Genomic DNA, 25,903 nt, shown 5'->3' on the forward strand with positions numbered 1-25,903 from the left:
TTACAATTCAGTTGGAGCCCCTTTGGGGGTGACAGCGTACCTTTTGTATAATGGGTCAGTGACTTAATGTATCGAGCAAGCTTAAGCCGTTAGGCGGAGGCGAAGCGAAAGCGAGTGTGAATAGCGCGACTGAGTTCGATGCATTAGACCCGAACCCCGGCGATCTAGGCATGGCCAGGTTGAAGGTGCAGTAACATGCACTGGAGGACCGAACCGTATAATGTTGAAAAATTATCGGATGAGCTGTGTTTAGGGGTGAAAGGCCAATCAAGCCGGGAAATAGCTGGTTCTCCGCGAAAACTATTTAGGTAGTGCCTCGGATGAATATCTTGGGGGGTAGAGCACTGGATGGGCTAGGGGGTCGCGAGACCTACCAAACCTAACCAAACTCCGAATACCCAAGAATACTATCCGGGAGACAGACGGCGGGTGCTAAGGTCCGTCGTCGAAAGGGAAACAGCCCTAACCTACAGCTAAGGTCCCCAAATCATATCTAAGTGTGAAAGCATGTGGGAATCCCAAAACAACCAGGAGGTTGGCTTAGAAGCAGCCATCCTTTAAAGAAAGCGTAACAGCTCACTGGTCTAAATAAGGGTTCCTGCGGCGAAGATGTAACGGGGCTAAAGATATGTACCGAAGCTTAGGGTGTGATCTTCGGATCATGCGGTAGCGGAGCGTTCCGTAGGCGGTTGAAGCGGTCTGGTAATGGACCGTGGACGTATCGGAAGTGCGAATGCTGACATGAGTAGCGATAAAGAGGGTGAGATGCCCTCTCGCCGAAAGCCCAAGGGTTCCTGCTTAAAGCTAATCTGAGCAGGGTAAGCCGGCCCCTAAGACGAGCCCGAAGGGGGTAGTCGATGGGAACCACGTTAATATTCGTGGGCCTGGTGGGATGTGACGGATTGCGTAAGTTGTTTGTTCTTATTGGATTGAACAGGCTGCGAAGCAGTTCCAGGAAATAGCCCCACCATATAGACCGTACCCGAAACCGACACAGGTGGGCAGGTAGAGTATACCAAGGCGCTTGAGAGAATGGTGTTGAAGGAACTCGGCAAATTGCCTCCGTAACTTCGGGAGAAGGAGGCCCTGCATGAAGGCAACTTTTTGCAGGGGGCACAAGCTGGGGGGTAGCGACTGTTTATCAAAAACACAGGGCTCTGCTAAGTCGGCTTCAAGACGACGTATAGGGTCTGACGCCTGCCCGGTGCCGGAAGGTTAAAAGGAGGAGTGCAAGCTCCGAATTGAAGCCCCGGTGAACGGCGGCCGTAACTATAACGGTCCTAAGGTAGCGAAATTCCTTGTCGGGTAAGTTCCGACCTGCACGAATGGCGTAACGACTTCCCCACTGTCTCCAACACCAACTCAGCGAAATTGAATTCTCCGTGAAGATGCGGAGTACCCGCGGTTAGACGGAAAGACCCCGTGCACCTTTACTGCAGCTTCAGAGTGGCATTAGAAAAGAATTGTGTAGAATAGGTGGGAGGCTTTGAAACTTGGGCGCCAGTCCGAGTGGAGCCAACCTGTGAAATACCACCCTATTGTTTTTTGATGTCTAACCTAGAACCGTGAAACCGGTTCAGGGACCCTCTGTGGCGGGTAGTTTGACTGGGGCGGTCGCCTCCTAAAGAGTAACGGAGGCGCGCGATGGTAGGCTCAGGACGGTTGGAAACCGTCTGCGAGAGTGCAATGGCATAAGCCTGCCTGACTGCGAGACCGACAGGTCGAGCAGAGACGAAAGTCGGTCATAGTGATCCGGTGGTCCCTCGTGGAAGGGCCATCGCTCAACGGATAAAAGGTACGCCGGGGATAACAGGCTGATAACCCCCAAGAGCTCATATCGACGGGGTTGTTTGGCACCTCGATGTCGGCTCATCACATCCTGGGGCTGGAGCAGGTCCCAAGGGTTTGGCTGTTCGCCAATTAAAGTGGTACGTGAGCTGGGTTCAGAACGTCGCGAGACAGTTTGGTCCCTATCTGCCGTGGGCGTCGATATTTGAGAGGAGTTGCCCCTAGTACGAGAGGACCGGGGTGAACATGCCTCTGGTGGACCTGTCATCGCGCCAGCGGTGCAGCAGGGTAGCTATGCATGGACGGGATAACCGCTGAAAGCATCTAAGCGGGAAGCCTCCCTCAAGATAAGATATCATCGAGCCGTGGAAGACCACCACGTTGATAGGCCGGATGTGGAAGCGCAGTAATGCGTGAAGCTGACCGGTACTAATAGCTCTTATTACACTTCGAGAGTCCCACCATCAACGACAGTGCCGTGCATTGTCCGCGATTGTATGGATAATCTTAGTCGCAGCCCATGACGGGTATCGATTTCTTTCCCTTTTCTACGCCAGCTCCATAGCTTGGTGGCTATGGCGTCAGTGACCCACCCGATCCCATCCCGAACTCGGCCGTGAAACCTGATTGCGCCGATGGTACTTCGTCTTAAGACGCGGAAGAGTAGGTCGCCGCCAGGCTTTGAAGCTGGCGTAGGAAAAAGGTCAGGGATAACCCATTTACGATGATCAAAGGCTTTCGGCCTCACCGGCCCAAGTTGGCGCGGGGTGGAGCAGCCCGGTAGCTCGTCAGGCTCATAACCTGAAGGTCGTTGGTTCAAATCCAACCCCCGCAACCAACATTTCCAACGGATCTGCCTAACCAGGCCTCGCTTTGATCGGCGGGGCTTTTTTGCGTTTGATACGGATCAAACCGCTGGGCCTCTCCAATGCTAATCTCCATACGGTCGAACGCGAAGGCGATTAGACTGGATGGGCCGGTCGACAGGCCTGCAGGATGGGGGAACGGCATGGGCGAGGATATCGGGCAATCCGAATTCGATCGGTCCGATTTCGAGGCTTTCCGTGCCCGTCTACGTGATGAGACGAAGACGCTCAAACGATGGTTCGACGAGCGCCGGTTCGATGCATCCGACACCTTCACAACGGGTCTGGAGATTGAGGCCTGGCTCGTCGACGGGAATTGCCTGCCAACGCCCCAGGCCGAAGAATTTATCGCCACTGCAAATGATGCGCGGATTGTCCCGGAGCTCTCCAAGTTCAATTTCGAACTCAATGCAGATCCGGGGCCATTGCGCGGCGATTGTCTCGACCGGATGTCGAGCGACGTTTCCGCCCTTTGGGAACGCTGCGTTCGCGCCGGCGAAACGCTGAGTTTGCGACCCCTGGCCACGGGAATACTCCCAACCGTGCGCGACGAAATGCTGCAGCCAGCCTGGATGTCCAGCACCAACAGGTACAAGGCGCTCAACAAGGCGCTTATCGGCGCCCGGCAATCGGAACCGCTGCATATCTGCATCGATGGCGAAGACCAGCTCGATTATCGGTGCGACCATATCATGCTCGAAGCAGCCTGCACTTCCCTCCAGGCCCATCTGAAGGTCAATCAGGACGATGCCGCGCGATTCTACAATGCATCGGTCATCGCGTCGGCACCGCTTGTTGCTGCGAGCGCCAATTCGCCCTTTCTCTATGGCCATTCGCTCTGGTCGGAGACGCGCATTCCCGCTTTTGAGCAATCGACGAAAATTCACGGCTTTCCCGATCTGGCGGGCCGCGATGTCCTGCGTGTTACGCTGGGAACCGGATATGTCCGGCATTCCCTGCTCGAATTGTTCCTCGAAAATCTAAGTTATCCGATCTTGCTGCCCACGCATGTGGAGGCGGTGGAGACGCTGCCGCACCTGCGCCTGCAAAATGGCACGATCTGGCGCTGGAACCGGCCGATTATCGGATTCGAGGACAGCGGCGAACCCCATTTGCGCGTCGAACAGAGAGTGATGCCGTCCGGCCCCACCGTCACCGATATGGTCGCCAATCTGGCACTTTATTACGGGCTCGCACTCGCGCTGGCCCGCTCGTCGACGCCAGCTGAATCACAAATGCCGTTCGAGACCGCGCGCGCGAATTTCTATGCCTGTGCCAGGGAGGGGCTGGCCGCGCGGGTCGACTGGTCGGGAAAGACCATCGATATGCAAGCCCTGCTTCTGGAAAAACTCTTGCCGTCCGCCAAAACGGCGCTGGCTGCGGAGGGGCTCAATCTGGACAGCCTCGATCACTATTTCGATGGTGTGCTGCATGAAAGGATCAAGTCGGGCCGGACGGGGGCGGAGTGGCAGCGGCGTTACTACCGGGAAAAGGGCCGGAACTTCCAGGCTCTGACCGAGCGTTACGTCGAATTGCAGGCGCAGGGTGAGCCGGTGCACAAATGGACGATATGATGGCCTCGCCGGCGCCGTACACGCTCGATCGGTTGGACTGCCTGCCCGCGGGCCTGATCGGCGCGAAGCCGACGGACATATTGAGCATTTTTCCCAATCCGGCGCTGATCACTCTGGCAGGGGAGCGAGGCCCGCCGCTCTGGCTTACGACCCTGCTGCACGGGAATGAGACGACCAGCTTTTTCGTGTTGCGCGCGCTGGCCGAAAAATACCGGCACCGGCCGCTGCCCAGGAGCCTGACGATTTTTGTCGGCAATGTCCGGGCAACGGCGTCCGGCGTCCGCCACCTTCCCGACCAGCCGGATTTCAATCGGATCTGGGCAGCGGGCGATACCGCCTGTCACCACCTGGTGCAGGAGGTCGTGGAGGAGGCGCGGACGCAATGCCCTTTCGCCAGTATCGATATTCACAATAACAGCGGCAACAACCCGCATTATGGCTGCGTGAATGTAAGGCGGCCGGCCGACCTTCATCTGGCTGCCATGTTCGCCAGTCTGGGTGTTTATTACCGCAACCCCAGCACAACCCAATCCATCGCCTTTTCCCAGTTCTGTCCCTCGGTGACGGTGGAATGCGGCCAGAGCGGAGACCGGGCGGGCATTGCGCGCGCTCTCGATCTGGTTGAGCGGGTGCTGCATCTTGAGAGTTTCCCAGAAACGGCTCCTCCGCCCGGCGCTGTGCGTCTCTATCGCACGCTCGGTTCGGTACTGGTCGATCCGGCATGCGATTTTGCTTTTGGCGAACACGGGGCTGCGCTCAACCTCCGGCCCGATCTGGAGGCGCTGAACTTTTCGGAACTGGATCCCGGCACGAAATGGGCGACAACGGCATTGTCCCGAAACCCGCTCCGGGTGATCGACGAGCATGACCATGACCTGACCTCGGAATTCTTCGCCCATGCCGGGGAAGATATCCGGCTCGCGCGTTCGGCAATCCCCGCAATGATCACCCATGATCTGGACATCATTAGGCAGGATTGCCTCTGCTACCTGATGGAGCCGCTTTAGGTAGGCGCGCCAATCGTTCGCGCGGCGATTTGCGCGAAATCAATATTTGGGTCGGCGCGCTGCACTATCGAGGTAGTCGAATCACAGGGCACTTGCCCGAAACCAGCAGGAGAATCCCTCTATGTCGCATGTTCCCCATGAACTGGCCGAAGAATTTCCGGACCAGATCGAGAAGCTTCACGACTTGAAAATGGAAAACGGCCATTTCGCGAAGCTCGCCGAGGAATATCATCAGATCAATCGCGAAATTCACCGGATCGAAAGCGGTGTGGAAGCTGCGACGGATGAGCGCACCATCGATCTCAGGAAGCGGCGGCTGGAGCTTAAGGATGAAGTGAACGGGATGCTGGCCACCTCCTAAGGCGATATCCGAGGCCTGACCATGCGACGGTGCTTTGAGAATCGTTTCCCGGTCAAAAACTCTTGCGTCTGCGGTACAATCCCGCTGTTGATGATCCGATGACCGATACGGACACCACCCTTCGCGTTGCCGCGCTGTATCAATTTGCACCTTTCGAGGATTGCGCCGCCTTGCAGGTCGACCTGCAAGCCAGGTGCAACGAGGCCGGGATCAGGGGTACGATCCTGCTCGCCCCGGAGGGGATCAACGGCACCATCGCAGGAGCGCCTGCCGGGATTGAAGCGGTGCTTGCCTATATCCGGACGTTGCCCCGGTGCGCGGCGATCGAAGTGAAATATTCGGAGGCCGCCGAAATGCCCTTCTACCGCATGAAGGTGCGGATCAAGCGCGAAATCGTGACGATGGGGGAGCCCGATATCGATCCGGTGCGCGGCGTGGGGGCCTATGTATCGCCGGAAGATTGGAACGCGCTGATCGCCGATCCCGATACGGTCCTGATCGATACGCGCAACGCATATGAGGTGGCCGCTGGGACGTTCGAAAACGCCATCGATCCCCAAACACCAAGTTTTCGAGATTTCCCGGGATGGTTTCGCGACAATCGCGAAAAGCTCTTGGAGGGCCGGGAACAGCCGCGCATCGCGATGTTCTGCACGGGCGGTATACGCTGCGAAAAGGCAACGGCCCTGCTTAAGTCCGAAGGATTGGATGAGGTGTATCACCTCAAGGGCGGGATCCTCAAATATCTGGAAAATATCGATCCCGAAGACAGCCGGTGGAATGGCGAGTGTTTTGTCTTCGATGAGCGGGTGACCGTAACTCATGGACTGGAGCGTGGCAGCCATGCACTGTGCCGAGCGTGCCGGATGCCTGTCAGCAAAGCCGATCGGGCATCTCCGCTCTATGAGGAGGGGGTCGGCTGCCCGGCCTGCCACGGAACGCGTACCGAGGCGCAAAGGCGTGGTTATGCCGAACGCCAGCGTCAGGCGACTTTGGCCGCGGCGCGGGGCGAGACTCATATCGGTGCAGAGCCGTCTGGCGATGGCTGATCTGCCGATTCTCTACAGCTTTCGCCGCTGCCCCTATGCGATGCGTACGCGCATGGCCCTGCTGGTGAGCGGCCAACGCTGCACGGTTCGCGAAGTCCTGTTGCGCGACAAGCCCGAGGCGATGATCGAAGCCTCGCCCAAAGCGACCGTTCCGGTACTGGTGCTGCCAGAGGGAGGGGTGATCGATCAGAGCCTTGATATCATGCGCTGGGCGCTCGCTAAGCATGATCCCGAAGGTTGGCTGGGCAAGGGCGCGGAAGACACGGAAGCGTTGATTGCGGAGAATGACGGGCCGTTCAAATATCATCTCGATCGCTACAAATATGCGTCTCGCCATGATTGCGATCCGATCGAGCATCGCGATGCGGGAATGATGATATTGGCCAGCCTAGACCGGCGCCTGGCGGGCCGGCAAAATTTGTTCGCGGACGAGCGCGCTCTGGCCGACATCGCGCTTTTTCCCTTTGTGCGACAATTCGCCGCGACGGACCGTCAATGGTTCGATGGACAGGCGGTACCGAACCTGCAGGCATGGCTTGCGCGGCATCTGGAATCGGCGCTGTTTGCCGCGGCGATGGTAAGGCTGAACCAATGGCACCCCGGTGACGGGGATGCGATGTTGCCGGATTATGCGGGAGAAGCAGTCGCCTCGTAATCGAATTCCAGATTAGCCGCTTATAGCGCGTTTTTTGCTGACCGCGCCCAGATCACCGGCATGGAGGCCCTGCTGTGCCGCCCAATAGGCAACCTGGTCGAGCGCCATCACGCGATTGAACGATATGCCGGCATGGTCACCGCTGACCCAGCGGACGACGCTTGCCCGGACCGGCAGGCCTTCAATCTCGACAACCACATCGAGACCGGGTTCGAGTGTCATGCCGGCATCGACTTTCACGCCGCCTTGGGAAATGTCGAAGATCTGCAGTCTTTCGCGGACATCCCCGGCCACCACGCGCGCCATACTGTCTATGCTGAGTCTGGGCGAACGGGGTGTCATGCGCCCGCCATTCGGAGCCAATACGGCGTGCACGTCGATCGCTTCGTCAAATTCGATGCCTGCGCGGCCATCCTTTACCCAGCGGACCATGCCACAAACGCTTGCTCCGGCCTTGAACTCTATTTCAACCGGCACATCGGCTTCGAGCGGAGCAAATATCTCCGCCATGATCCCCTTGGAGGAGATGTTCCGGATGAGGCACAGTTCCTGGATCGTGTCGGTGATGATCTTGCCCGCCTGGAGGACGCTCATATAGCGCTGCCCCTCCCTGCGATCCGGCGATTTGGGTGGCGTCTCGGAAAGTGAAATGGTCGTGAACTCGGTGAAGCCGGTTTCGTTCAACATTACACTCTCCTCCTTTAATATGCAAGAACTACAACCATCGGGAAGTCGTAAAGTTCCGAACTTTCATAAAAAATATTGTCAAAGGGAGTGTTTAGTTAAATTTTGGTTAATTATTAGTTGAGTTATTCTTAAGAATTGAATTTATAATCGACCCTGCCATTGTTTGTTGCGTGAAACGACCATCGATGGCGCGGCAACGCCATTGGAGCGATTTTGCCCATAGCGGATTGTTTTCGGCTCAGATATGCACTTCCCAAAAAGGAGACGCATATGAACACCCCGAAGCTGCTTGAGGGTATCCGCGTCGTCGATATGACGAGTGTGATTTTCGGGCCCTACGCAACCCAGATTTTGGCGGATTGCGGCGCAGACGTGATCAAGATCGAATCTCCGCAGGGGGATTTTTTTCGGGGCGCAGGCAAACCGGTGAATACCAGGGGCATGGGTGCCTGCCATATGACACTCAATCGCGGGAAACGCGCGATAACCCTGGATGTCCGGAAAGACGAGGATGCCGAAGTGTTGCGCGATCTTATCGAGACCGCCGATGTGTTCATTCACAATGTCCGCAAGGCTGGTATCGAACGCCTTGGTTTTGGCTTTGACGCAGTAAAAGAGCTGAAGCCGGATATTATCTATGTCCATTGTACGGGCTTCGGATCGGGCGGGCCCTATGAACCGCTCCAATGCTATGACGATGTCGTGCAGGCTGCCAGCGGGCTGACATCGTTGATGCCGCTTGCCGATGGCAATCCGAAACCCCGCTATGTGCCTTCGGCGATCGTTGACAAGGTGGCTGGGCTCCATGGTGCCTATGCAACGATGGCGGCGATCATTCATAAATTGCGCACCGGTGGGGGCCAGTTTGTCGAAGTCCCGATGTTTGAAGCCTTTACCGGCTTCCTGCTTGAAGAGCACCTGTTCGGTGCGACATTCGATCCGCCGCAGGAATCCATCCTGTACAAGCGTCAGATCGATCCCGACCGCCAACCGTCGCCGACCAAGGACGGGCATATGAGCATCGTTCCCTATGTCGATGCGAATTGGCAGAAGACGTTCGAAATCATGGGCGATCCGGGTTTTCTCGAACGCGAGGGTCTGGATACGCCGGTCACGCGTTTCCGCAATCAGGGAAAAATGTTCGAACGGATCGACGCGCTGGCACCGGCGAAAACGAATGCGGAATGGGCGGCATTGTTTACCGAAGCCAATATTCCGTTCATGCCGGCCCGGGATATTCTCACAATCATGGAAGACCCCCATCTACAGGCTGTGGGTTTCTTCAAGCGTAAGGAACATCCCAGCGAAGGCGGCTATTTCGAAATGCAGCCGCCTGTGCGGTTTTCCGCGCGGCCTGATCCGGAGATTGGCCCGGCGCCGCGGGTCGATGAGCATGGCGAGGAGATTCGCGAAAAGCTGCAAGCGTCCAAAACAGTGGAGGGATAATCCATGATCCGTCTTTACGACTATTTCCGGTCTTCGGCGAGCTACCGCGTCCGGATTGCGCTCAATCTCAAAGAGCTCGATTATGAGCGGGTCGCCGTGAATCTGCTCGAAAATGGCCAGAAGAGCGATGAGTATCGCGCGCGCAATCCCCAGGGCTTGGTCCCGATGCTGGAAGTGGACGGAGCGCAGCTCACCCAGTCCCTCAGTATCATAGACTATCTCGATCGCACCCGTCCCGAACCGCCCCTGGTGCCCGCCAATCCTGTTGCAGCGGCGCATGTTCGTTCAATGGCGCAGGTCGTTGCGAGCGACATTCACCCGCTCAACAATTTGCGCGTTCTCCATTATCTGACCGACAATCTTGGCCACGACAAGGAAACGCGCGCGCGGTGGTATGCCCATTGGGTGCGAGAAGGGTTCGTAGCGCTCGAGCAGCTTGCAGCCCGCCATGGAAAGGAATTTCTGTCCGGAAACCTGCCGGGTCTCGCCGATCTCTGCCTCGTGCCGCAAATCTATAATGCCCGCCGCTTCGATATTTCTCTCGACGATTTTCCCACATTGCTGGACTATGATGCGCGAGCGAATAGACTGGCGGCCTTTCAGGCGGCGCATCCCGACCATATTGACTAGTGCGTCCGGTCCCCTTTCTGTGTTTGAGTAACTTCATGCGAATACTTACTGTCCTGCTCCTTTCCGCGACGGCTACTCCGGCTCTGGCCCAGGGCGCGCCTATTGTCGTAACCGCAAGCGGCCTTGAAGATCCGGTTGGCGAAGTCGCCTATAATATCGTTGATTTGGGCGCCGAGGACATTGCCCGCGATCCGAGCGGGCGGCTGGAGAATATCCTTGGCCGCGTCGCCGGGTTCCAGCTCTTCCGCGTGTCGGACTCGCGATCGGCCAATCCAACCAGTCAGGGCGCTACACTTCGCGGACTGGGCGGCAATGCTTCGAGCCGGGCCCTGCTGATCCTGGACGGGATTCCGCAAAGTGACCCTTTTGGCGGCTGGATCAGCTGGCCGGGCTATGATGCCCGGAATCTGGGCCGGGTTCGCGTAACGCGGGGCGGAGGTAGCGGGGCCTTCGGGCCCGGCGCCCTGGCGGGCACGATTGAGCTGGAAAGCCTGTCGACGGAGAATTTTCAGCCGGCCCGTGCCAGTATCGCTTATGGCAGCCGCGATGCGACCGAGATGGGATTCGGGGTCATGCTGCCCCCGGGCGAGAACGCGCTGCTCGATGTGTCGGGCCATTATGCGAGCGGCGACGGCTTCATTCCGGTTATCCGATCGCAACGCGGCTCAGTGGATGAGCCCGCCGGTTACGAGCAATATGGCGGGGCCGTGCGATTGGCGGCTCCTATCGGCAGCAGCGAAATACAGGTCGGCGGCCGCTTTTTTCACGATGAACGTAGTCGCGGCATACCGTTCAGCGGCAACCGGACGCGCGGTATCGATGGTAGCGTTAGGCTCGTCGGGCGGGGCGCCTGGCAATGGGAAGCGTTGTTCTACTATCAGGATCGGGGTTTCCGGAACAGTTTTGCGCGCGTCGATGCCGCGCGGACCACGGCGACGCAGGTGCTGGACCAGTATAGCGTTCCTTCCACGGGCTATGGCGGGCGTTTTGAAATACGCCCCGCCCTGCCGGGCGATGCGGTCGAAGTGCGGCTTGGCGGCGACTATCGTGAAACCGAAGGTCGAACCAAAGAACGTTTCTTCTTTGTCGCTGGCGCACCGACCCGGGAACGGGAAGCTGGCGGCGTGACGCGCACGGCCGGCGGATTCGCCGAGCTGACGGCGCGCGCCGCGCCCGGCCTGACGCTGACCGGAAGCGCCCGGGTCGATCGCTGGTGGATCGAAAACGGGTTTTTCCGGCAGGGCGATCTGGGCGGGCCGCTCAATGACCAGACCTTGTATCCGGATCGCAGCGACTGGCGGTTTACCGGCCGCGCCGGACTGGCCTGGCAGCCGGCCAATCCCCTGACGATCAGGGCGGCAGGCTATACCGGCTGGCGGTTGCCGACGCTGAACGAACTGTTTCGCCCGTTCCGCGTGGGCAGCGATGTCACAGGGGCGAATGCCATGCTGCGTCCCGAAAGCCTGGATGGCGTCGAAATAGGCGTCGAATATTCGCCGGCTTCGATTCTCAATCTAAGCGGGACGATATTCTACAACCGGCTCGAGGATGCGATCGCCAATGTGACCGTGGGGCAGGGCCCGGGCTTTTTCCCGGGTATCGGTTTCGTGCCCGGTGGCGGTCTCGCCAGGCAAAGGCAGAATCTCGATGCGATCGAGGCGGCCGGCATCGAACTCGACGCCCGGGCACAATTCGCCGAATGGAGCATCGCGCTTTCCTATGCCTATACGGATGCCGAAGTGGAATCTTCGGGCGCCGCAGCCGCGCTGGACGGGCTGCGGCCGGTTCAGGTCGCGCGGCACAATGGCGCGGCGACGCTTGCCTATGCGCGCGATCTGGGCGGCGAGGCGGCCGTCACCGTGCGATATATCGGCGGCCGTTTCGAAGACGATCTCAACCAGCGACAATTGAACGACGCGCTGACTGTGGGCGCTCGGGCCCTGATTCCTCTTTACGGACCGCTAAAGGCGGAGATTCGCGCCGAGAATATTTTCAATACGCGCGTCGAAGCCGGAATATCCGGTGCCGGTCTGATCGAGCGGGCGATGCCGCAGACCTTTTGGGCGGGTCTGCGTTTTGCGTTTTTCTAGGGCGAAGTCTTCGTAAAAGGCCCTCTCGCTTTCCGCTTTCCGTTCGCGTAAACCTGTAAGAAACGAGAATATGGAGAGGCCCCGATGCACCCTAGCGTTCATGCGCAAGATAACCCTGACAAACCCGCAATCATCATGGCGGCGAGCGGAGAGACGGTGAGCTATGACCAGCTCGACAAGAATTCGAACCGGATAGCCCATCTGTTCCGCCAGCTCGGCCTCGGCCATGGAGATCCGATTGCAATCTGCATGGACAATCGGGCGCGGTTTTTCGATCTTGTCTGGGCGGCACAGCGGGCCGGCCAAATCTATATCGCCATCTCCTGCCGGCTGACGGCTCCCGAGATCGCCTATATCCTTGAGGATAGCGGTGCCAAGGCTCTGTTTACATCGGATTATATCGGCAAGGCGCTGGACCAGCTGGCCGATTTCGGTCCGCCACTCGAGCGCTTCATCGTGGGGAGCGAACATGCCGGGTATCGCAATCTCGATAAGGCGCTAGAGGGATTGCCCGATACGCCGGTCGCCGATGAACGGGCGGGCGTCGACATGCTCTACAGTTCGGGGACGACCGGCCAGCCCAAGGGCGTGCGGATACCGCTTCCGGAAAATCCCGGGATCGCGGAATCAAATGCGCTGGTCATGCTGGCAACCGGGGTGTTCGGATTCAGCGGCGACAGCGTCTATCTTTCGCCCGCGCCCTTGTACCATGCTGCCCCGCTCCGATGGAGCCTCACCGTGCACAAGCTTGGTGGGACCGTGGTCGTGATGGAAAAATTCGATCCGGAAAATGCGCTGGCGCTGATCGAGAAATATAAGGTGGATGTCAGCCAATGGGTGCCGACACACTTTGTTCGGATGCTCAAGTTGCCCGATGAGGTCCGGCTGCGGTATGACGTTTCATCGTTGAAAAGCGCGGTACATGCCGCGGCACCGTGCCCCATTCCGATCAAGGAAAAGATGATCGAATGGTGGGGGCCGGTGCTCCGGGAATATTATGCCGGCAGCGAGGGCAACGGCTTCACCGCTATCGATTCGGAGAACTGGCTGACCCATAAGGGATCGGTCGGCACGGCCCTGCTAGGCATTGTCCGCATCTGTGACGAGAATGGCGATGAAGTTCCACCGCGGACGGAGGGCACGGTCTATTTCGAGGGCGGCTCCCCCTTCACCTATCATAACGATCCCGAGAAGACGTCCGACGCGACCAACAAACATGGCTGGACAACGCTTGGCGATGTCGGCTGGGTCGATGAGGACGGGTTCCTCTATCTTACCGACCGTAAGAGCTTCATGATCATCACTGGCGGTGTGAACGTCTATCCGCAGGAGATCGAAAACCTGCTGATCACCCATGACAGGATTGCCGATGCGGCCGTGATCGGCGCGCCCGACGAGGATTTTGGCGAGCGTGTGGTCGCGATTGTCCAGCCGCTGGACATGGCGGACGCCACGCCGGAATTCGGCGAGGAACTGATCGCCTGGATGCGGCATCATCTGTCGGGTGTGAAAGTTCCCCGCCAGGTCGATTTTCTCGAGGAACTGCCACGGCACCCGACAGGCAAGCTCTACAAGCGCCTGTTGCGCGACGAATATTGGAAAGACGCGAAGGCCGGATAGCAAAAGCCCTCCCTCCTTGCGGAGGAAGGGCTCGCCGTCTCGAAAAGACAGTCCGGTCTATCCCGGATTCATGCGGCCGCCCGAGATTTAACGAGGGGCCATGCGAATCGCGCCGTCGAGGCGGACGTCTTCGGCATTGAAATAGCCGTTTTCGATCATTGCCAGCGCCAGATGAGCATATTCTTCCGGCTGGCCGAGGCGCTTGGGGAAGGGCACGGAAGCGGCAAGCGCATCGCGAACTTTCTGCGGCGCGCCCATCAGCAGCGGCGTATCGAAAATGCCGGGCAGGATCGTGTTGATCCGGATATTCTCGCTCATAAGGTCGCGCGCGATCGGCAGCGTCATACCGACGACACCGGCCTTGGAGGCCGAATAGGCGACCTGGCCCATCTGGCCGTCTTCGGCGGCAACCGAAGCGGTGTTGACGATGGCGCCGCGATCGCCGCCTTCGGTCAGCGGGTCGAGCGTCATCATGCCGGCCGCCGATTTGGCGATGCAGCGGAAGGTGCCGACCAGGTTGATCTGGATAAGCCAGTTAAAGGCGTCGGCCGGATAATGTTTGATCGAGCCGTCTTCCTTGGAGCGGCTGGCGGTTTTCATCGCCGCGCCCGTGCCCGCACAATTGACGAGGATGCGTTCCTGGCCATGGGCTTCGCGGGCCTTGGCGAAGCCGGCATCGACGCTGGCGTCGTCCGTAACATTCACTTCGCAAAAGGTGCCGCCGATTTCTGCAGCGACGGCGGTGCCCTTTTCTTCCTGCAGGTCGAACAGTGCGACTTTCACGCCTTTGGATGCAAGCAGGCGGGCCGTTGCCGCGCCGAGTCCGGATGCGCCGCCGGTGACAACGGCGGAGATGTTTTCATTGAGTTCCATTATGTATTTCCTTTCAATTGAAGCCGTTGGCCCCGGGCCTGTCGAAGAATCGGCCTTCTCTTTCTTTGCCGGGAAAGAAAAGGCAGGGCCTCGACACGCTCAGCCCGAACGGAAACTATACCTGCTCGAATGGACTAGGCCATCCGCTCGATGATCGTGACATTGGCCTGGCCGCCGCCTTCGCACATCGTCTGAAGACCATATTTGCCTGCACGCTGTTCAAGGGCGTTGAGCAGGGTTGCCATCAATTTTGTGCCCGAAGCGCCGAGCGGATGGCCTAGCGCAATTGCGCCGCCATGAACGTTGAGCTTGTCCGCTTCCGCGCCGGTATGTTTGAGCCAGGCGAGCGGCACCGGGGCGAAGGCCTCGTTGACCTCGTAAAGATCGATATCGCCGATACTGAGCCCGGCGCGTTGTAGGGCCCGGTCAGTGGCGAACAGCGGTTCTTCGAGCATGATGACCGGATCGCCGGCTGTTACGGTAACATTGTGGATGCGCGCGCGCGGCGTGAGGCCATGATCCTTCAATGCCTGTTCGCTCACGATCAGTACGGCGGATGCCCCGTCGCAGATCTGGCTGGCATTGGCGGCGGTTATAACGCCCCCTTCCTGGATCAGCTTGACCGACTGGATGCCCTCGAGCGTCGCATCGCCGCGAATGCCTTCGTCCGTCTTGTGGGATACCATGCCTTCGGGCGTTTCCACCTCGATCGGGACGATCTCGTTGTCGAACGCGCCGGCTTCGGTAGCGCGGGCGCCCTTCTGGTGAGACTCGAGTGAGAACTGGTCGAGCTGTTCCTTGGTGAAACCGTGCTTCTTGGCGATCATCTCGGCGCCCATGAACTGGCTGAACATCATCTTCGGATATTTTTCTTCCAGCCGCGGGCTTTTATAATTGCCCATGCCCTCTTTCATGTAGAGCGTGGCGGTCGAGCCCATCGGCACGCGCGTCATGCTCTCGATACCGCTGGCCAGAACCATGTCTTGGGTGCCGCTCATTACCCCCTGCGCCGCGAACTGCATGGCCTGCTGGGATGATCCGCACTGCCGGTCGATCGAAACCGAGGGGATCGAGTCGGGAAGATTGGAGGCGAGCACGGCGTTACGGCCGACATCCATCGCCTGTTCGCCGCCCTGGATTACGCAGCCGGTAATGACATCTTCGATCGCTGCGGGATCGAAATCGTTGCGATCGGCGATCGCGTCGAAAACTGCTGCACCGAGATCGACCGGATGCACACCGGCCAGCTTGCCGCCGCGGCGTCCGCCGGCTGTTCGCACTGCATCAACTATATAGGCAGCTGCCATCTTTATTCTCCTCGTTTTTCGTGAGTCGGGGGGGCCCGCATTCGCCGACCCTTGTGCAATAAGGTTGACGTTCGCGTCAACCTGCATATCACGGAACGCGACTGGCAAGATCGACAAGGATGGATTCTCGCGCGGAGTGCCGTCGGGACGAAAGGAAATTACAATGCTCCAAACAGCCAACCGCTCCGTCTATGACGAGAATCACGAGCTTTTCCGCGATCAGGTCCGCAAATTCTTCGATAAGGAGTTGCATCCCCATCTCGACCGCTGGGAAAAGGAAGAGATTGTCGACCGACATTTCTGGACAGCCTGCGGTGAAGCCGGGCTGCTGTGCCCGACCATGCCCGAGGAATATGGCGGCCTCGGCCTCGATTTCGGTTTCAACGGGGTGATCGACGAAGAGCTGGCCTATGCCGGATCGTCGGCCGGGATCACGCTGCAGTCGGATATCACGGCCGACTATTTCCTGGCCTATGGTTCGGAGGAGCAAAAGAAGCACTGGATTCCGAAGCTCGTATCGGGTGAAGCCATATCGGCTATTGCGATGACCGAGCCGGGCACGGGCTCGGACCTGCAGGGCATTAAAACGACCGCCAAAAAGGATGGCGATCATTATGTCATCAATGGCTCCAAAACCTATATCACCAATGGCCAGAACGCCGATGTCGTCATCGTCGTGGCCAAGACCGACCCGACTCAGGGCGCGAAGGGTGTATCGCTGATCCTGGTCGAAGCGGATCGCGAAGGCTTTGCGCGGGGCAGGAACCTCGACAAGATCGGCCAGCATTCTGCTGATACGTCGGAACTGTTCTTCAACGATGTCCGCGTTCCCATCACCAATTGCCTCGGCGAAGAAGGGCGCGGCTTCATCTATCTGATGAACCAGCTCCCCCAGGAAAGGCTCAGCATTGCGATCGGTGCGCAAGCCGGCGCGCAGCGCGCCTTCGACGAGGCGGTAAGCTTCACCAAGGACCGCAAGGCGTTCGGCCAGCGCATCTTCGATTTCCAGAATACCCGCTTCACACTGGCCGATCTGGCGGCGCAGCTTCAGGTCGGCTGGGCGCATATCGATTGGGCCTTGTCTCGGCATTTGCGCGGCGAACTGACCGCCGATGAAGGGTCGGCCGCGAAGCTCTGGCATACCGAATTGCAATGGCGCGCCTGCGATGCCGCGCTGCAGCTGCATGGCGGTGCGGGCTATATGAATGAATATCCGGTTGCGCGGCTGTGGCGGGATGCGCGGGTCCAGCGCATCTATGGCGGCACATCGGAGATCATGAAAGAAGTTATCGGCCGGAGTATCTGACATGGCGACTGAAACCAACGAATTCGATTATGTTATCGTAGGCGCGGGCAGCGCCGGTTGTGTGATGGCGAACCGCTTGTCGGCGGATCCGTCGGTGTCGGTTTGCCTGATCGAGGCCGGCAAGGAAGACACGAGCCTGCTCGTAAAGATGCCGGCCGGTGTCGGGGCGCTTCTCAAGGAACCCAATCCGCAAAACTGGTTCTTCTGGACCGAGCCACAGAAGCATCTCGACAATCGCAAGCTCTACTGGCCGCGCGGCAAGGGGTGGGGGGGTTCGTCCAGCATCAACGGCATGATCTATATTCGCGGCCATGCGCGCGACTATGACCAGTGGCGCCAGACCGGCCTGACCGGATGGGGCTATGACGATGTGTTGCCCTATTTCAAGAAATCGGAAAGCTATGATGAGGGAGACGACGCCTATCATGGCCGCGACGGGCCGCTCGGCGTCACCAATAGCGAAATGCGCGATGCGGTATATGGCAAGTTCGTGGAGGCGGGAGCGGCAGCAGGCTATCCGACAACCGACGATTTCAACGGTGAGCAGCAGGAAGGGCTCGGCCCCTATCAGCGCACCATTGCCGATGGCGAGCGGTTCAGCGCGGCACGAGCCTATTTGCACCCGATAGCCGGCAAGCGCGACAATCTTGCCATTCTCTCGACCGGCCTGGTGACGAAAATTCTTGTCGAGAACAGGCGCGCTACCGGCGTCGAGGCGGTGGCCGGTAAGGGGCAGGAGAAACGAACCATAAAGGCCCGGCGCGAGGTGATCGTCTGTGCCGGGGCCGTGCAATCGCCGCAACTGCTGATGTTATCCGGTATCGGCGATCCGGAAGAACTGAGGAAGCACGGGATTGAGGTCACTCATGCTTCGCCGCAGGTCGGGAAGAATCTGCAAGATCATCTCGATGTCGTGGTCGCGCACGAGATGACACAAAAGCTTTCCGCTCATTCTAAACAGGCGGGCCTCAAGAAGCTGTTTGTGGGCCTCGATTTCCTGTTGCGGCGGAAAGGCGCGGGCACTGACAATTTCCTCCAGACCGGTGCGTTCCTCAAATCGCGGGACGGGCTCGACCGTCCCGATATCCAGCTCCATCTCGTGAACGCGATCATGATCGAGCATGGGTTCCAGGAAGTGAAGAAGGACGGCTTCACCGTCCATGCCTGCCAGTTGAGGCCGGAAAGCCGCGGCGAAGTCGGCATCCATTCCGCCGACCCCTTCGCAACTCCCCGGATCGACCCCAATTATCTTGACAGCGAGGAAGACAAACGCGTCATGCGGGAGTCGGTAAAGATGATACGGACCATTTGTGAGCAAGCGGCACTGGCATCGCTTCGCGGACCGGAACTGGTTCCGGGGCCGGGAGTCATGACCGACGAGGAGATTGACGGGTATGTCCGCGAGTCCGCCGAAACAATCTATCACCCGGTCGGCACGGTACGGATGGGTGCAGATGACGAGTCGCCGCTGGACGGGTCGCTGAAAATGCGGGGAATGGAAGGTCTGCGGGTCGTGGATGCCTCGATCATGCCCACGCTAATCGGCGGAAATACCAATGCGCCGGTTATCATGATCGCCGAAAAGATAGCGGCAGAAATGGCCTGACCTCAGCATTACGTAACGGAAACCCTGTATTTCCCCAAAAATCGACTGTTGCAACGATGCACACCGACCCCTTCTTGCGTTCCCTTTACGTCAATTGCGGTTGACGCAATTTCTGTCGAGGCTTAGCTTCAAAAGAAAATAATAAGTCGGAGAAGGTGCCTGCGGGAATAAGAAAGATGCCATTGGCGTTCGATTTCAGCATCGCCGATGTATGTCTCCCCACAGACATTCTGATTGAATAACCGGGATTGGCGCAAAGCCTTGCCGAGAAAAAAAGCCGGAAAAACCGGTTCAATAATGGGGAGAGAATGCCGTGAAAAAAGTTGAGTTGTTGATAGCTACAGCACTCGGGGCCGGGCTGGTTACGCCTGCCGTCGGGCAAACTGGTGATACCGCCCAAAGTGCGGGCCGGACGTCCAACGCGCCGATTATCGTCACCGCACAACGTCAGTCACAGACGCTGAACGAAGTGCCGATCGCGGTGTCGGCTTTCAACGCTGAAGCGCTTGAAAGCCAGCAGATCGAAAATGTCAGCGATCTGATGCTCACCCTGCCCAATGTGACCTTCTCCAAGGGCAACTTTACTGGCTCGAGCCTCGCCATTCGCGGCGTCGGCAATCTGTGCGTGGGCTTCTCGTGCGACAGTGCGCTCGGCATCCACATCAACGGTATGCCGGTTCTTTCCACCAACCTGTTCGAAACCGAATATTTCGACATCGAACGGATCGAAGTGCTGCGCGGACCGCAGGGCACCCTGTTCGGGCGCAACGCGACCAGCGGCGTCCTCAACACCATTACCGCGCGTCCCGATCTGAGCGATTTCGCGGCGAGCGGCGAAATCGAATATGGCAATTACAATTCGATCCGCGCGGAAGGCATGGTCAATGTGCCGCTTTCCGATTGGGCCGGTATCCGCGTTGCGGGCTTCTATCTGAACCGCGACGGTTACACGACCAACCTGTTCGACGGCAGTGATATCGACGGCCGCGACATGTATGGCATTCGCGGGTCTTTGCGGCTTGAGCCCGGTCCCGACACGACGATTGATATTTCCGGTTACTTCTTCGAAGAAGATGATGATCGTTCGCGCATCCAGAAGCAGCTTTGCGCACGCGACCCAACCGGGGTTCTCGGTTGTGCGCCAAATGCGCTGCGCGCCGAACCGGTCAATGGCAATGCCACCCTGGCATCGATATTCGCCGCTCAGGAGTTCCTCGCGATTGCCGTTTCCCCGGCTTTTGCACCGCTTGGGCTGACCAGCCTTTTCGGGCCGGACACCTATTCCGGCGTGGTCGTTCCTGAAGATGTTCGCACGGTCAATATTGATTTCGCCCCGACCTATTTCGCGGACGAATGGTACGTCCAGGCACGCCTTGAGCATGATTTCGGCCCGGTTGCTCTGTCGATCAATGGCGGTTGGCAGGAGCGATCGATTGACTCGCGCTCCGATTATAACCTGACGGCGGCGCCCGCGTTCGATTTAACCGCCCGGACGGCCATCGCCACCTATGCCGGTTTCGCGGCCAATCCAGGAACGGCGCAATTCTTCGCACCGTCCTTCAATGCGCTGTTCCCCGGCGGTCCGGGCGGCACTGCCTGTGTGTCCGACGCGACAATCAGCTATGCTGGCGTATTCGGCGGCGATGTTGGCGGCTGTGCCAATAACAGCACCGAGTTCGACCGTTCGACCAGCGATTCACGGCAATGGTCGATTGAAGCGATCCTGACGTCTGATTTCGACGGGCCCTTCAACTTCCTGCTTGGCGGCATCTATTTCGATCACACCCAGCGAGGCGACTATTTCGTCAACGCATTCGGACTTGATTATGCGGCCGGCGTTCTTGGCGGAGCGACCGGTGCAGGTACGGCTGCGGCTACTGTAGCGGCGCTGACCGCTGCCGGCGCCACGCCGGCACAGATTGCCGCTGCGGTTGCCGCAATACCGGCAACCTATCAGGGACCATCGATGTTCAACAGTGAGACGGACCGTTTCACGCTGGAATCCTATGGTCTGTTCGGCGAAGTCTATGTCGACATCACGGACAATCTGCGGCTGACCGCCGGAGCCCGCTATTCGAACGACTCGAAATTCATCCGGGCGCGTTCGGCCCTGCTGTCGACCCAGGTTCCTGTCGGAACGGCGGACGTGAACACGTTCCTCGGCACGGTGTTCGACGGCGATCCATCGACACCCGGTCAGCAAATCTATCGCGAGGAAACCGCCTCCTTTGACGAGGTAACCGGTCGTATCGTGCTCGATTGGCAATGGTCGCCCGACAATCTTCTCTATGCGTCCTGGTCGCGCGGCTATAAATCGGGCGGTCTGAACCCGCCTGTGGATCCGACCCAGTTCCCGAGCGTACCGAACACGTTCGAGCCCGAGATCATCAACGCATTCGAAATCGGGTCGAAGAACACGCTCGCCGGCGGCGCCGTGCAGCTCAATGCCTCGCTCTTCTACTATGATTATGGAGGATTGCAGCTGAGCCGGATTCTGGCCCGGACATCGATCAACACCAACACCGATGCAGAAGTTTACGGGCTTGAGCTGGAGGCGATCGTTTCGCCTGATCCTGCTTGGATGTTCAACTTCTCGGCCAGTGTTCTCGAAACGAGCATCAGCAGCCTGAGTGTCATCGATACGCGTGATCCCTCGGGAGGCCGCAGCGACACAGTTATCATCAAGAGCCTCGATAACGCATCCAACTGTGCGGTTATCCCGCAAACTGCAGGCAATGCGGTCGGAGCCAATTCGTTCGTCGGCACGATCAACGGCGCACTGGGGCTTCCGGGTCCGGTGCCGGTTCCCGGTACAAGCACGACCGGCGCCTATGCCTTCTGCTCGGCCTTGTCGGCCGCGGCTGCTGGCAACATTGGCCTGTTCAACCCCGCACTGGCTGCCCTGCAACCGTTGCTGAACAGCTTTGGCGCATTCTCGGTAGCGGAAGGCGCAGAGGTTGACGTCACGGGCAACAACCTGCCGCAGGCACCGAACTGGAAATGGTCGGTCGGCGGTCAATACACCCATGACTTCAACAACGGGATGAACCTGGTGCTTCGCGGTGACTATGCCTTTACCGGCGGTCAGTATTCACGGGTTTTCAACAGCCCGATTGACCGGATCGCACCCTATGGCATCGCCAACGCGCAGGTTCGGCTGAACGGTGCCGATGACCGCTGGTATATCCGGGCGTTCGTGCAGAACATCTTCGATAACAATGCGACCACCGGCCAATATGTGACCGACCCGTCCTCGGGCCTGTTCACGAATATCTTCACTCTGGAACCGCGTCGCTACGGCATCGCCGCCGGCTTCAATTTCTAGAGCGAAAGACTGGACGGAATTGGGGCGCTGCGTTTGACGCGGCGCCCTTTTTCGTCCGTACGGCCGGAAACAATAGCGTCGAAACAATTACCCCCTTTGCGGCCTGCCCGCGACCAACTGATCTGGGAGATTTCTCATGACCGACACACGCGAATTCGATGTCATCGTCTATGGAGCCACGGGCTATACCGGGCGTCTCGTCGCCGAATATCTGGCCAAAAACTATAGCGGAGATTTGCGCTGGGCGATGGCCGGGCGCAGCGCCGAGAAGCTTGCCGCCGTTCGCGACGAAATCGGCGCGCAGGCCGATACCCCGCTGGTGGTTGCCGATGCGGACGATGAGGATTCGGTAGCGGCGATGGTCGCGCGCACCAAATGCGTTGCCACGACGGTAGGCCCGTACCAGCTTTACGGCGAATCCCTGCTGGCGGCCTGCGCGGCCGCCGGAACCGATTATGTCGATCTGTGCGGCGAACCCGCCTGGATGCGGCAGATGATTGATAGTTACGGCGATCAGGCGAAGGCAAGCGGCGCGCGGATCGTTTTTTCCTGCGGTTTCGACTCCATCCCCTTCGACCTTGGCGTTTGGTTTGCCCAGCAGTCGGCCGAGGAAACGTTCGGCGCACCATCGAACCGGATCAAGGGCCGTGTCCGGGCCATGCAGGGGACATTCTCGGGCGGCACGGCGGCCAGTCTCAAGGCGACGATGGCGGCTGCCGCGAAGGATCCGGAGATCATCAAGTTGCTGATGAATCCCTATTCGCTTGCGCCGGGTTTCGCGGGGGTTGAGCAGCCGGCCGGGAATGCGGTGGATTTCGAAGCCGATCTCGACAGTTGGGTGGCTCCGTTCATCATGGCGGCGATCAACACGCGCAATGTCCATCGTACCAATTTCCTGCTGGGCCACCCCTATGGCGAGGATTTCGTCTATGACGAAATGGTGTTGACGGGCCCGGGCGATGGCGGCGAAGCGGCGGCCAATGCGGTGGCCGGGGACACGTCCCTTGGCGGCGAGGACGGCCCCAAACCCGGCGAAGGCCCGAGCAAGGAAGAGCGCGAGGCGGGTTTTTACGACATTATGTTTGTCGCCGAGGGCGACGATGGCGCGCGCATCATGGTGGGTGTCACGGGCGACAAGGACCCCGGCTACGGCTCGACGTCAAAGATGATCGCCGAAAGCGCAATTTGCCTTGTGCGCGATGTGCCAGATGCCCCGGGCGGAATATTGACGCCGGGGGCGGTTATGGCAGCGCCGCTGATCGAGCGGCTGCAGGCCAATGCCGGGCTGACATTCAAACGCGAAAGCTAGGCCGGGGTTACTCCCATAGCGCCAGCGCTTCCTCGATATCGAGGTCGCTGCTGTTGCCGATGGCTGCCGGCGTTCCCGAAAAACGCGGGGCGGGCATGGGGTGCATCGTGCCGTCCCGTTCGGCGAAGGTCTGGCGCGCCACATTGTGCGGGTGCGCGGGGGCTTCGGCAATGGACAGGACAGGTGCCACACAGGCATCGCTGCCCTCGAAATGCGCGGCCCATTCATCGCGCGTTCGCGATGCGAATCTGGTTTCGAAAGCCGTCACCATATCGCCCCAGCGCGCGCGGTCATATTGCGGGAAATCCGCCGCATCGATCTCCAGCTTCTCGAGCAGGACGGCAAAAAATTGCGGCTCAAGCGCGCCGACGGCCATATAGCCGCCATCTGCGGTTTCGTAACAGCGGTAGAAAGGCGTCCCGCCATCGAGCAAATTGGCCTCGCGTTCGGCCTTCCACATCCCGACATCGTGAAACGCGTAGAACATACTCATGAGCACAGCTGCACCATCGGTCATTGCGGCATCGACCACCTGACCCTTGCCGGTCGTCCGTGCCGAAAGGATCGCCGAGACAATGCCCAGCGCAAGGAACATCGTGCCGCCGCCATAGTCGCCAACCAGGTTGAGGGGCGGGGAAGGCGGTTCGCCCTTGCGGCCCATCGCGCCAAGCGCACCGGTGATGGCGATATAGTCGAGATCGTGGCCTGCGCTTTGCGATAACGGGCCTTCCTGGCCCCAGCCGGTCATCCGGCCATAGGCAAGCTTGGGGTTGTGGGCAAAACAGTCTTCGGGGCCGAGCCCCAGCCGCTCCATCACGCCCGGCCGCGTACCTTCGAGCAGGGCGTCGGCCTTGCTGACCAGCGCCATCGCCTGATCGCGCTGTTCCGGATCCTTGAGGTCGAGCGCAATCTTGTTCCGCCCGCGCAACAGTATCTTGTCGCCCGGCGCATCGACACCCGCCTTGCCCGGGCGGCCGATCCGTACAATATCTGCGCCGAGGTCCGAAAGGATCATGCCGGCAAGCGGAACTGGCCCGATCGCGTCAAACTCGACAATCCTGCATCCGGCCAGCGGGCCGGTTTTGGTTGTGCTCAACTTCATGCTCCCTTTGATATTGTGCGCCGATCAGGCGAGCAGTTCCTTGAGCGGAACCGCAGCGTTGGCAAGTTTTTGCATATCCGGACTGATACCGTTGATGATGAGTTTGCGCCCCTGCACATAATCCTTGGTCGCATTGACGCAGTCGAGGGCGATAACCCGTCCCTGTCTGAGATAGGTGATCGAGAAACTGCGGTCGGCAGGGTTTCCGCGGATGACGGTCATATCATATCCAGTCGAAAGCCCGACCGTTTGAAGCTTGAGATCATACTGGTTCGACCAGAACCAGGGAATGGCGTCATAGGGAGCGGGATTGCCCAGTATCGCTTTTGTTGCCGTCGTCGCCTGGTCGTTGGCATTCTGGACCGATTCCAGCCTGATCGTCGCACCATCCGCGAAGCTGTTGGCATGGGCAGCGCAATCGCCGATCGCATAGATATCGGGCAGGGTCGTGCGGCAATATTCGTCGACGACCACTCCATTGCCGCCTTCTGCGCCCGCCTCGAGCAGCGGCTCAACCGCGGCGACGATGCCGATCCCGACGATCACCATGTCGGCCGGGACAATCTCGCCATCTGCCAGTTCCACGCCGGTTGCCCGGCCATCTTCGCCCGTGATGCGCGTTACGTCGACCCCGGTTCTCAGGTCGACGCCCTGGGCGCGATGCTCGGCCTCGTAGAAATGAGAGAGTTCCTCGCCCGCGACACGCGCCAGCACCCTGTCCAGCGCTTCGAGCAGGGCCACTTTCTTGCCCAGCTTGGTGAGGACCGCGGCGGCTTCCAGACCGATATACCCGCCACCAACAATCGCAACGCGTTCGATCGTGTCGAGCTTGGCCATCATCGCGTCGACATCCGCGCGCGTCCGCACTGCGTGAACTCCGGCCAGATCATTGCCCGGACAGGATAGACGGCGCGGCGTGCCGCCGGTTGCCCAGATCAAAGTTCTGTAAGCCAGTGTATCGCCGCCTTCGAAGGTCAGCAGGTGGGCCTCGGGGGCTACCTTCATCACGCGCCGGCCGAGCATCATCGTGATATCGCGCTCTTCCCAGAATTTTTCTGGCCGGATCATGATCCGTTCGAACGGTTTCTCCCCGGCAAAATAATCTTTCGAAAGCGGCGGGCGCTCGTAGGGATATTCGGGTTCGTCGCCGATCAGGGCGACCGATCCTTCGAATTTCTGTTGTCGCAGCATGATAGCGGCTTGCGCCCCGCCATGCCCCGCACCGACTATCGCGATATCAACTTTCTTGCTCATCGGAACTTCCTAGCCGAGTCCGGCGCGGTTTCAACGGCTCTTTTAGAG

General features: G+C 59.2%; 18 protein-coding genes, 1 tRNA gene and 2 rRNA genes (1 of these 21 cut by a window edge). 16 read left to right on the forward strand and 5 right to left on the reverse strand.

What is annotated here, in order from left to right; all coding sequences use genetic code 11:
• The 8 genes from DFR46_RS11645 to DFR46_RS11680 form a co-directional block, all read left to right on the forward strand.
• Window positions 1–2,241, forward strand: a 23S ribosomal RNA gene (locus tag DFR46_RS11645) (it extends 550 nt beyond the left edge of the window).
• 112 nt (window positions 2,242–2,353) lie between these two features.
• A 5S ribosomal RNA gene (rrf, locus tag DFR46_RS11650) occupies window positions 2,354–2,468 on the forward strand.
• Between the two features lie 81 nt (window positions 2,469–2,549).
• Window positions 2,550–2,626 (forward strand) — tRNA-Met (locus tag DFR46_RS11655).
• 171 nt (window positions 2,627–2,797) lie between these two features.
• Window positions 2,798–4,228 carry a glutamate-cysteine ligase family protein gene (locus DFR46_RS11660; RefSeq protein WP_116236594.1) on the forward strand — a complete coding sequence of 477 codons (1,431 nt, stop codon included), beginning with the start codon at window positions 2,798–2,800 and terminating at the stop codon, window positions 4,226–4,228.
• Window positions 4,216–5,235, forward strand: coding sequence for a M14 family metallopeptidase (locus tag DFR46_RS11665; protein WP_116236595.1), 1,020 nt, complete (start codon window positions 4,216–4,218; stop codon window positions 5,233–5,235). Before DFR46_RS11660 ends, DFR46_RS11665 begins: the two co-directional genes overlap by 13 nt.
• A 121-nt stretch (window positions 5,236–5,356) precedes the next feature.
• On the forward strand, window positions 5,357–5,596 hold the full coding sequence (locus tag DFR46_RS11670) for an HP1242/YdcH family protein (RefSeq protein WP_116236596.1): 240 nt from the start codon (window positions 5,357–5,359) through the stop codon (window positions 5,594–5,596).
• Window positions 5,597–5,694: 98 nt separating this feature from the next.
• A complete protein-coding gene (gene trhO, locus DFR46_RS11675; RefSeq protein WP_116237316.1) occupies window positions 5,695–6,645 on the forward strand; it encodes an oxygen-dependent tRNA uridine(34) hydroxylase TrhO in 951 nt (316 codons plus the stop codon).
• On the forward strand, window positions 6,638–7,300 hold the full coding sequence (locus DFR46_RS11680; RefSeq protein WP_116236597.1) for a glutathione S-transferase: 663 nt from the start codon (window positions 6,638–6,640) through the stop codon (window positions 7,298–7,300). Before trhO ends, DFR46_RS11680 begins: the two co-directional genes overlap by 8 nt.
• A 12-nt stretch (window positions 7,301–7,312) precedes the next feature.
• Here the strand turns inward: DFR46_RS11680 and DFR46_RS11685 are convergent, their stop codons facing one another.
• Window positions 7,313–7,987, reverse strand: a complete 675-nt coding sequence (locus DFR46_RS11685; protein WP_116236598.1) for a PilZ domain-containing protein — start codon at window positions 7,985–7,987, stop codon at window positions 7,313–7,315.
• A 270-nt stretch (window positions 7,988–8,257) separates the two neighbouring features.
• On the opposite strand from DFR46_RS11685, the gene DFR46_RS11690 reads away from it, so the two are divergent.
• From DFR46_RS11690 to DFR46_RS11705, 4 genes are all read left to right on the forward strand, one after another.
• The gene (locus DFR46_RS11690) at window positions 8,258–9,433 is read left to right on the forward strand and encodes a CaiB/BaiF CoA transferase family protein (RefSeq protein WP_116236599.1); all 1,176 of its coding nucleotides are present in this window, start codon (window positions 8,258–8,260) and stop codon (window positions 9,431–9,433) included.
• Window positions 9,434–9,436: 3 nt separating this feature from the next.
• Window positions 9,437–10,063: a maleylacetoacetate isomerase gene (gene maiA, locus DFR46_RS11695; RefSeq protein ID WP_116236600.1), complete on the forward strand. Its 627-nt coding sequence runs from the start codon at window positions 9,437–9,439 to the stop codon at window positions 10,061–10,063.
• A gap of 35 nt (window positions 10,064–10,098) precedes the next feature.
• A complete protein-coding gene (locus DFR46_RS11700; protein ID WP_116236601.1) occupies window positions 10,099–12,153 on the forward strand; it encodes a TonB-dependent receptor in 2,055 nt (684 codons plus the stop codon).
• A gap of 84 nt (window positions 12,154–12,237) precedes the next feature.
• Entirely contained in the window at window positions 12,238–13,773 is a 1,536-nt protein-coding gene (locus DFR46_RS11705) for an acyl-CoA synthetase (protein WP_116236602.1), read from the forward strand.
• Window positions 13,774–13,860: 87 nt separating this feature from the next.
• Here DFR46_RS11705 and DFR46_RS11710 read toward each other — a convergent pair whose 3' ends face one another.
• A complete protein-coding gene (locus DFR46_RS11710) occupies window positions 13,861–14,646 on the reverse strand; it encodes an SDR family NAD(P)-dependent oxidoreductase (protein WP_116236603.1) in 786 nt (261 codons plus the stop codon).
• Between the two features lie 134 nt (window positions 14,647–14,780).
• Window positions 14,781–15,953 (reverse strand): acetyl-CoA C-acetyltransferase, encoded by a 1,173-nt coding sequence (locus DFR46_RS11715; RefSeq protein WP_116236604.1) that lies wholly within the window; start codon window positions 15,951–15,953, stop codon window positions 14,781–14,783.
• Window positions 15,954–16,116: 163 nt separating this feature from the next.
• On the opposite strand from DFR46_RS11715, the gene DFR46_RS11720 reads away from it, so the two are divergent.
• The 4 genes from DFR46_RS11720 (at window position 16,117) to DFR46_RS11735 (ending at window position 23,499) form a co-directional block, all read left to right on the forward strand.
• Window positions 16,117–17,259, forward strand: coding sequence for an acyl-CoA dehydrogenase family protein (locus tag DFR46_RS11720; protein WP_116236605.1), 1,143 nt, complete (start codon window positions 16,117–16,119; stop codon window positions 17,257–17,259).
• A gap of 1 nt (window position 17,260) precedes the next feature.
• Complete coding sequence (locus DFR46_RS11725) at window positions 17,261–18,865, forward strand: choline dehydrogenase (protein ID WP_116236606.1); 1,605 nt, start codon at window positions 17,261–17,263, stop codon at window positions 18,863–18,865.
• A 313-nt stretch (window positions 18,866–19,178) separates the two neighbouring features.
• Window positions 19,179–22,190 carry a TonB-dependent receptor gene (locus DFR46_RS11730; RefSeq protein ID WP_116236607.1) on the forward strand — a complete coding sequence of 1,004 codons (3,012 nt, stop codon included), beginning with the start codon at window positions 19,179–19,181 and terminating at the stop codon, window positions 22,188–22,190.
• A gap of 136 nt (window positions 22,191–22,326) precedes the next feature.
• Window positions 22,327–23,499: a saccharopine dehydrogenase family protein gene (locus tag DFR46_RS11735; protein WP_116236608.1), complete on the forward strand. Its 1,173-nt coding sequence runs from the start codon at window positions 22,327–22,329 to the stop codon at window positions 23,497–23,499.
• A 7-nt stretch (window positions 23,500–23,506) separates the two neighbouring features.
• Here the strand turns inward: DFR46_RS11735 and DFR46_RS11740 are convergent, their stop codons facing one another.
• On the reverse strand, window positions 23,507–24,601 hold the full coding sequence (locus DFR46_RS11740; RefSeq protein WP_116236609.1) for a CaiB/BaiF CoA transferase family protein: 1,095 nt from the start codon (window positions 24,599–24,601) through the stop codon (window positions 23,507–23,509).
• 24 nt (window positions 24,602–24,625) lie between these two features.
• The gene (locus tag DFR46_RS11745; RefSeq protein ID WP_116236610.1) at window positions 24,626–25,855 is read right to left on the reverse strand and encodes an NAD(P)/FAD-dependent oxidoreductase; all 1,230 of its coding nucleotides are present in this window, start codon (window positions 25,853–25,855) and stop codon (window positions 24,626–24,628) included.
• Window positions 25,856–25,903: the final 48 nt, after the last annotated feature.

Origin of the sequence: Parasphingopyxis lamellibrachiae, from assembly GCF_003385775.1 — a bacterium.
In the GTDB taxonomy this organism is placed as follows: domain Bacteria; phylum Pseudomonadota; class Alphaproteobacteria; order Sphingomonadales; family Sphingomonadaceae; genus Parasphingopyxis; species Parasphingopyxis lamellibrachiae.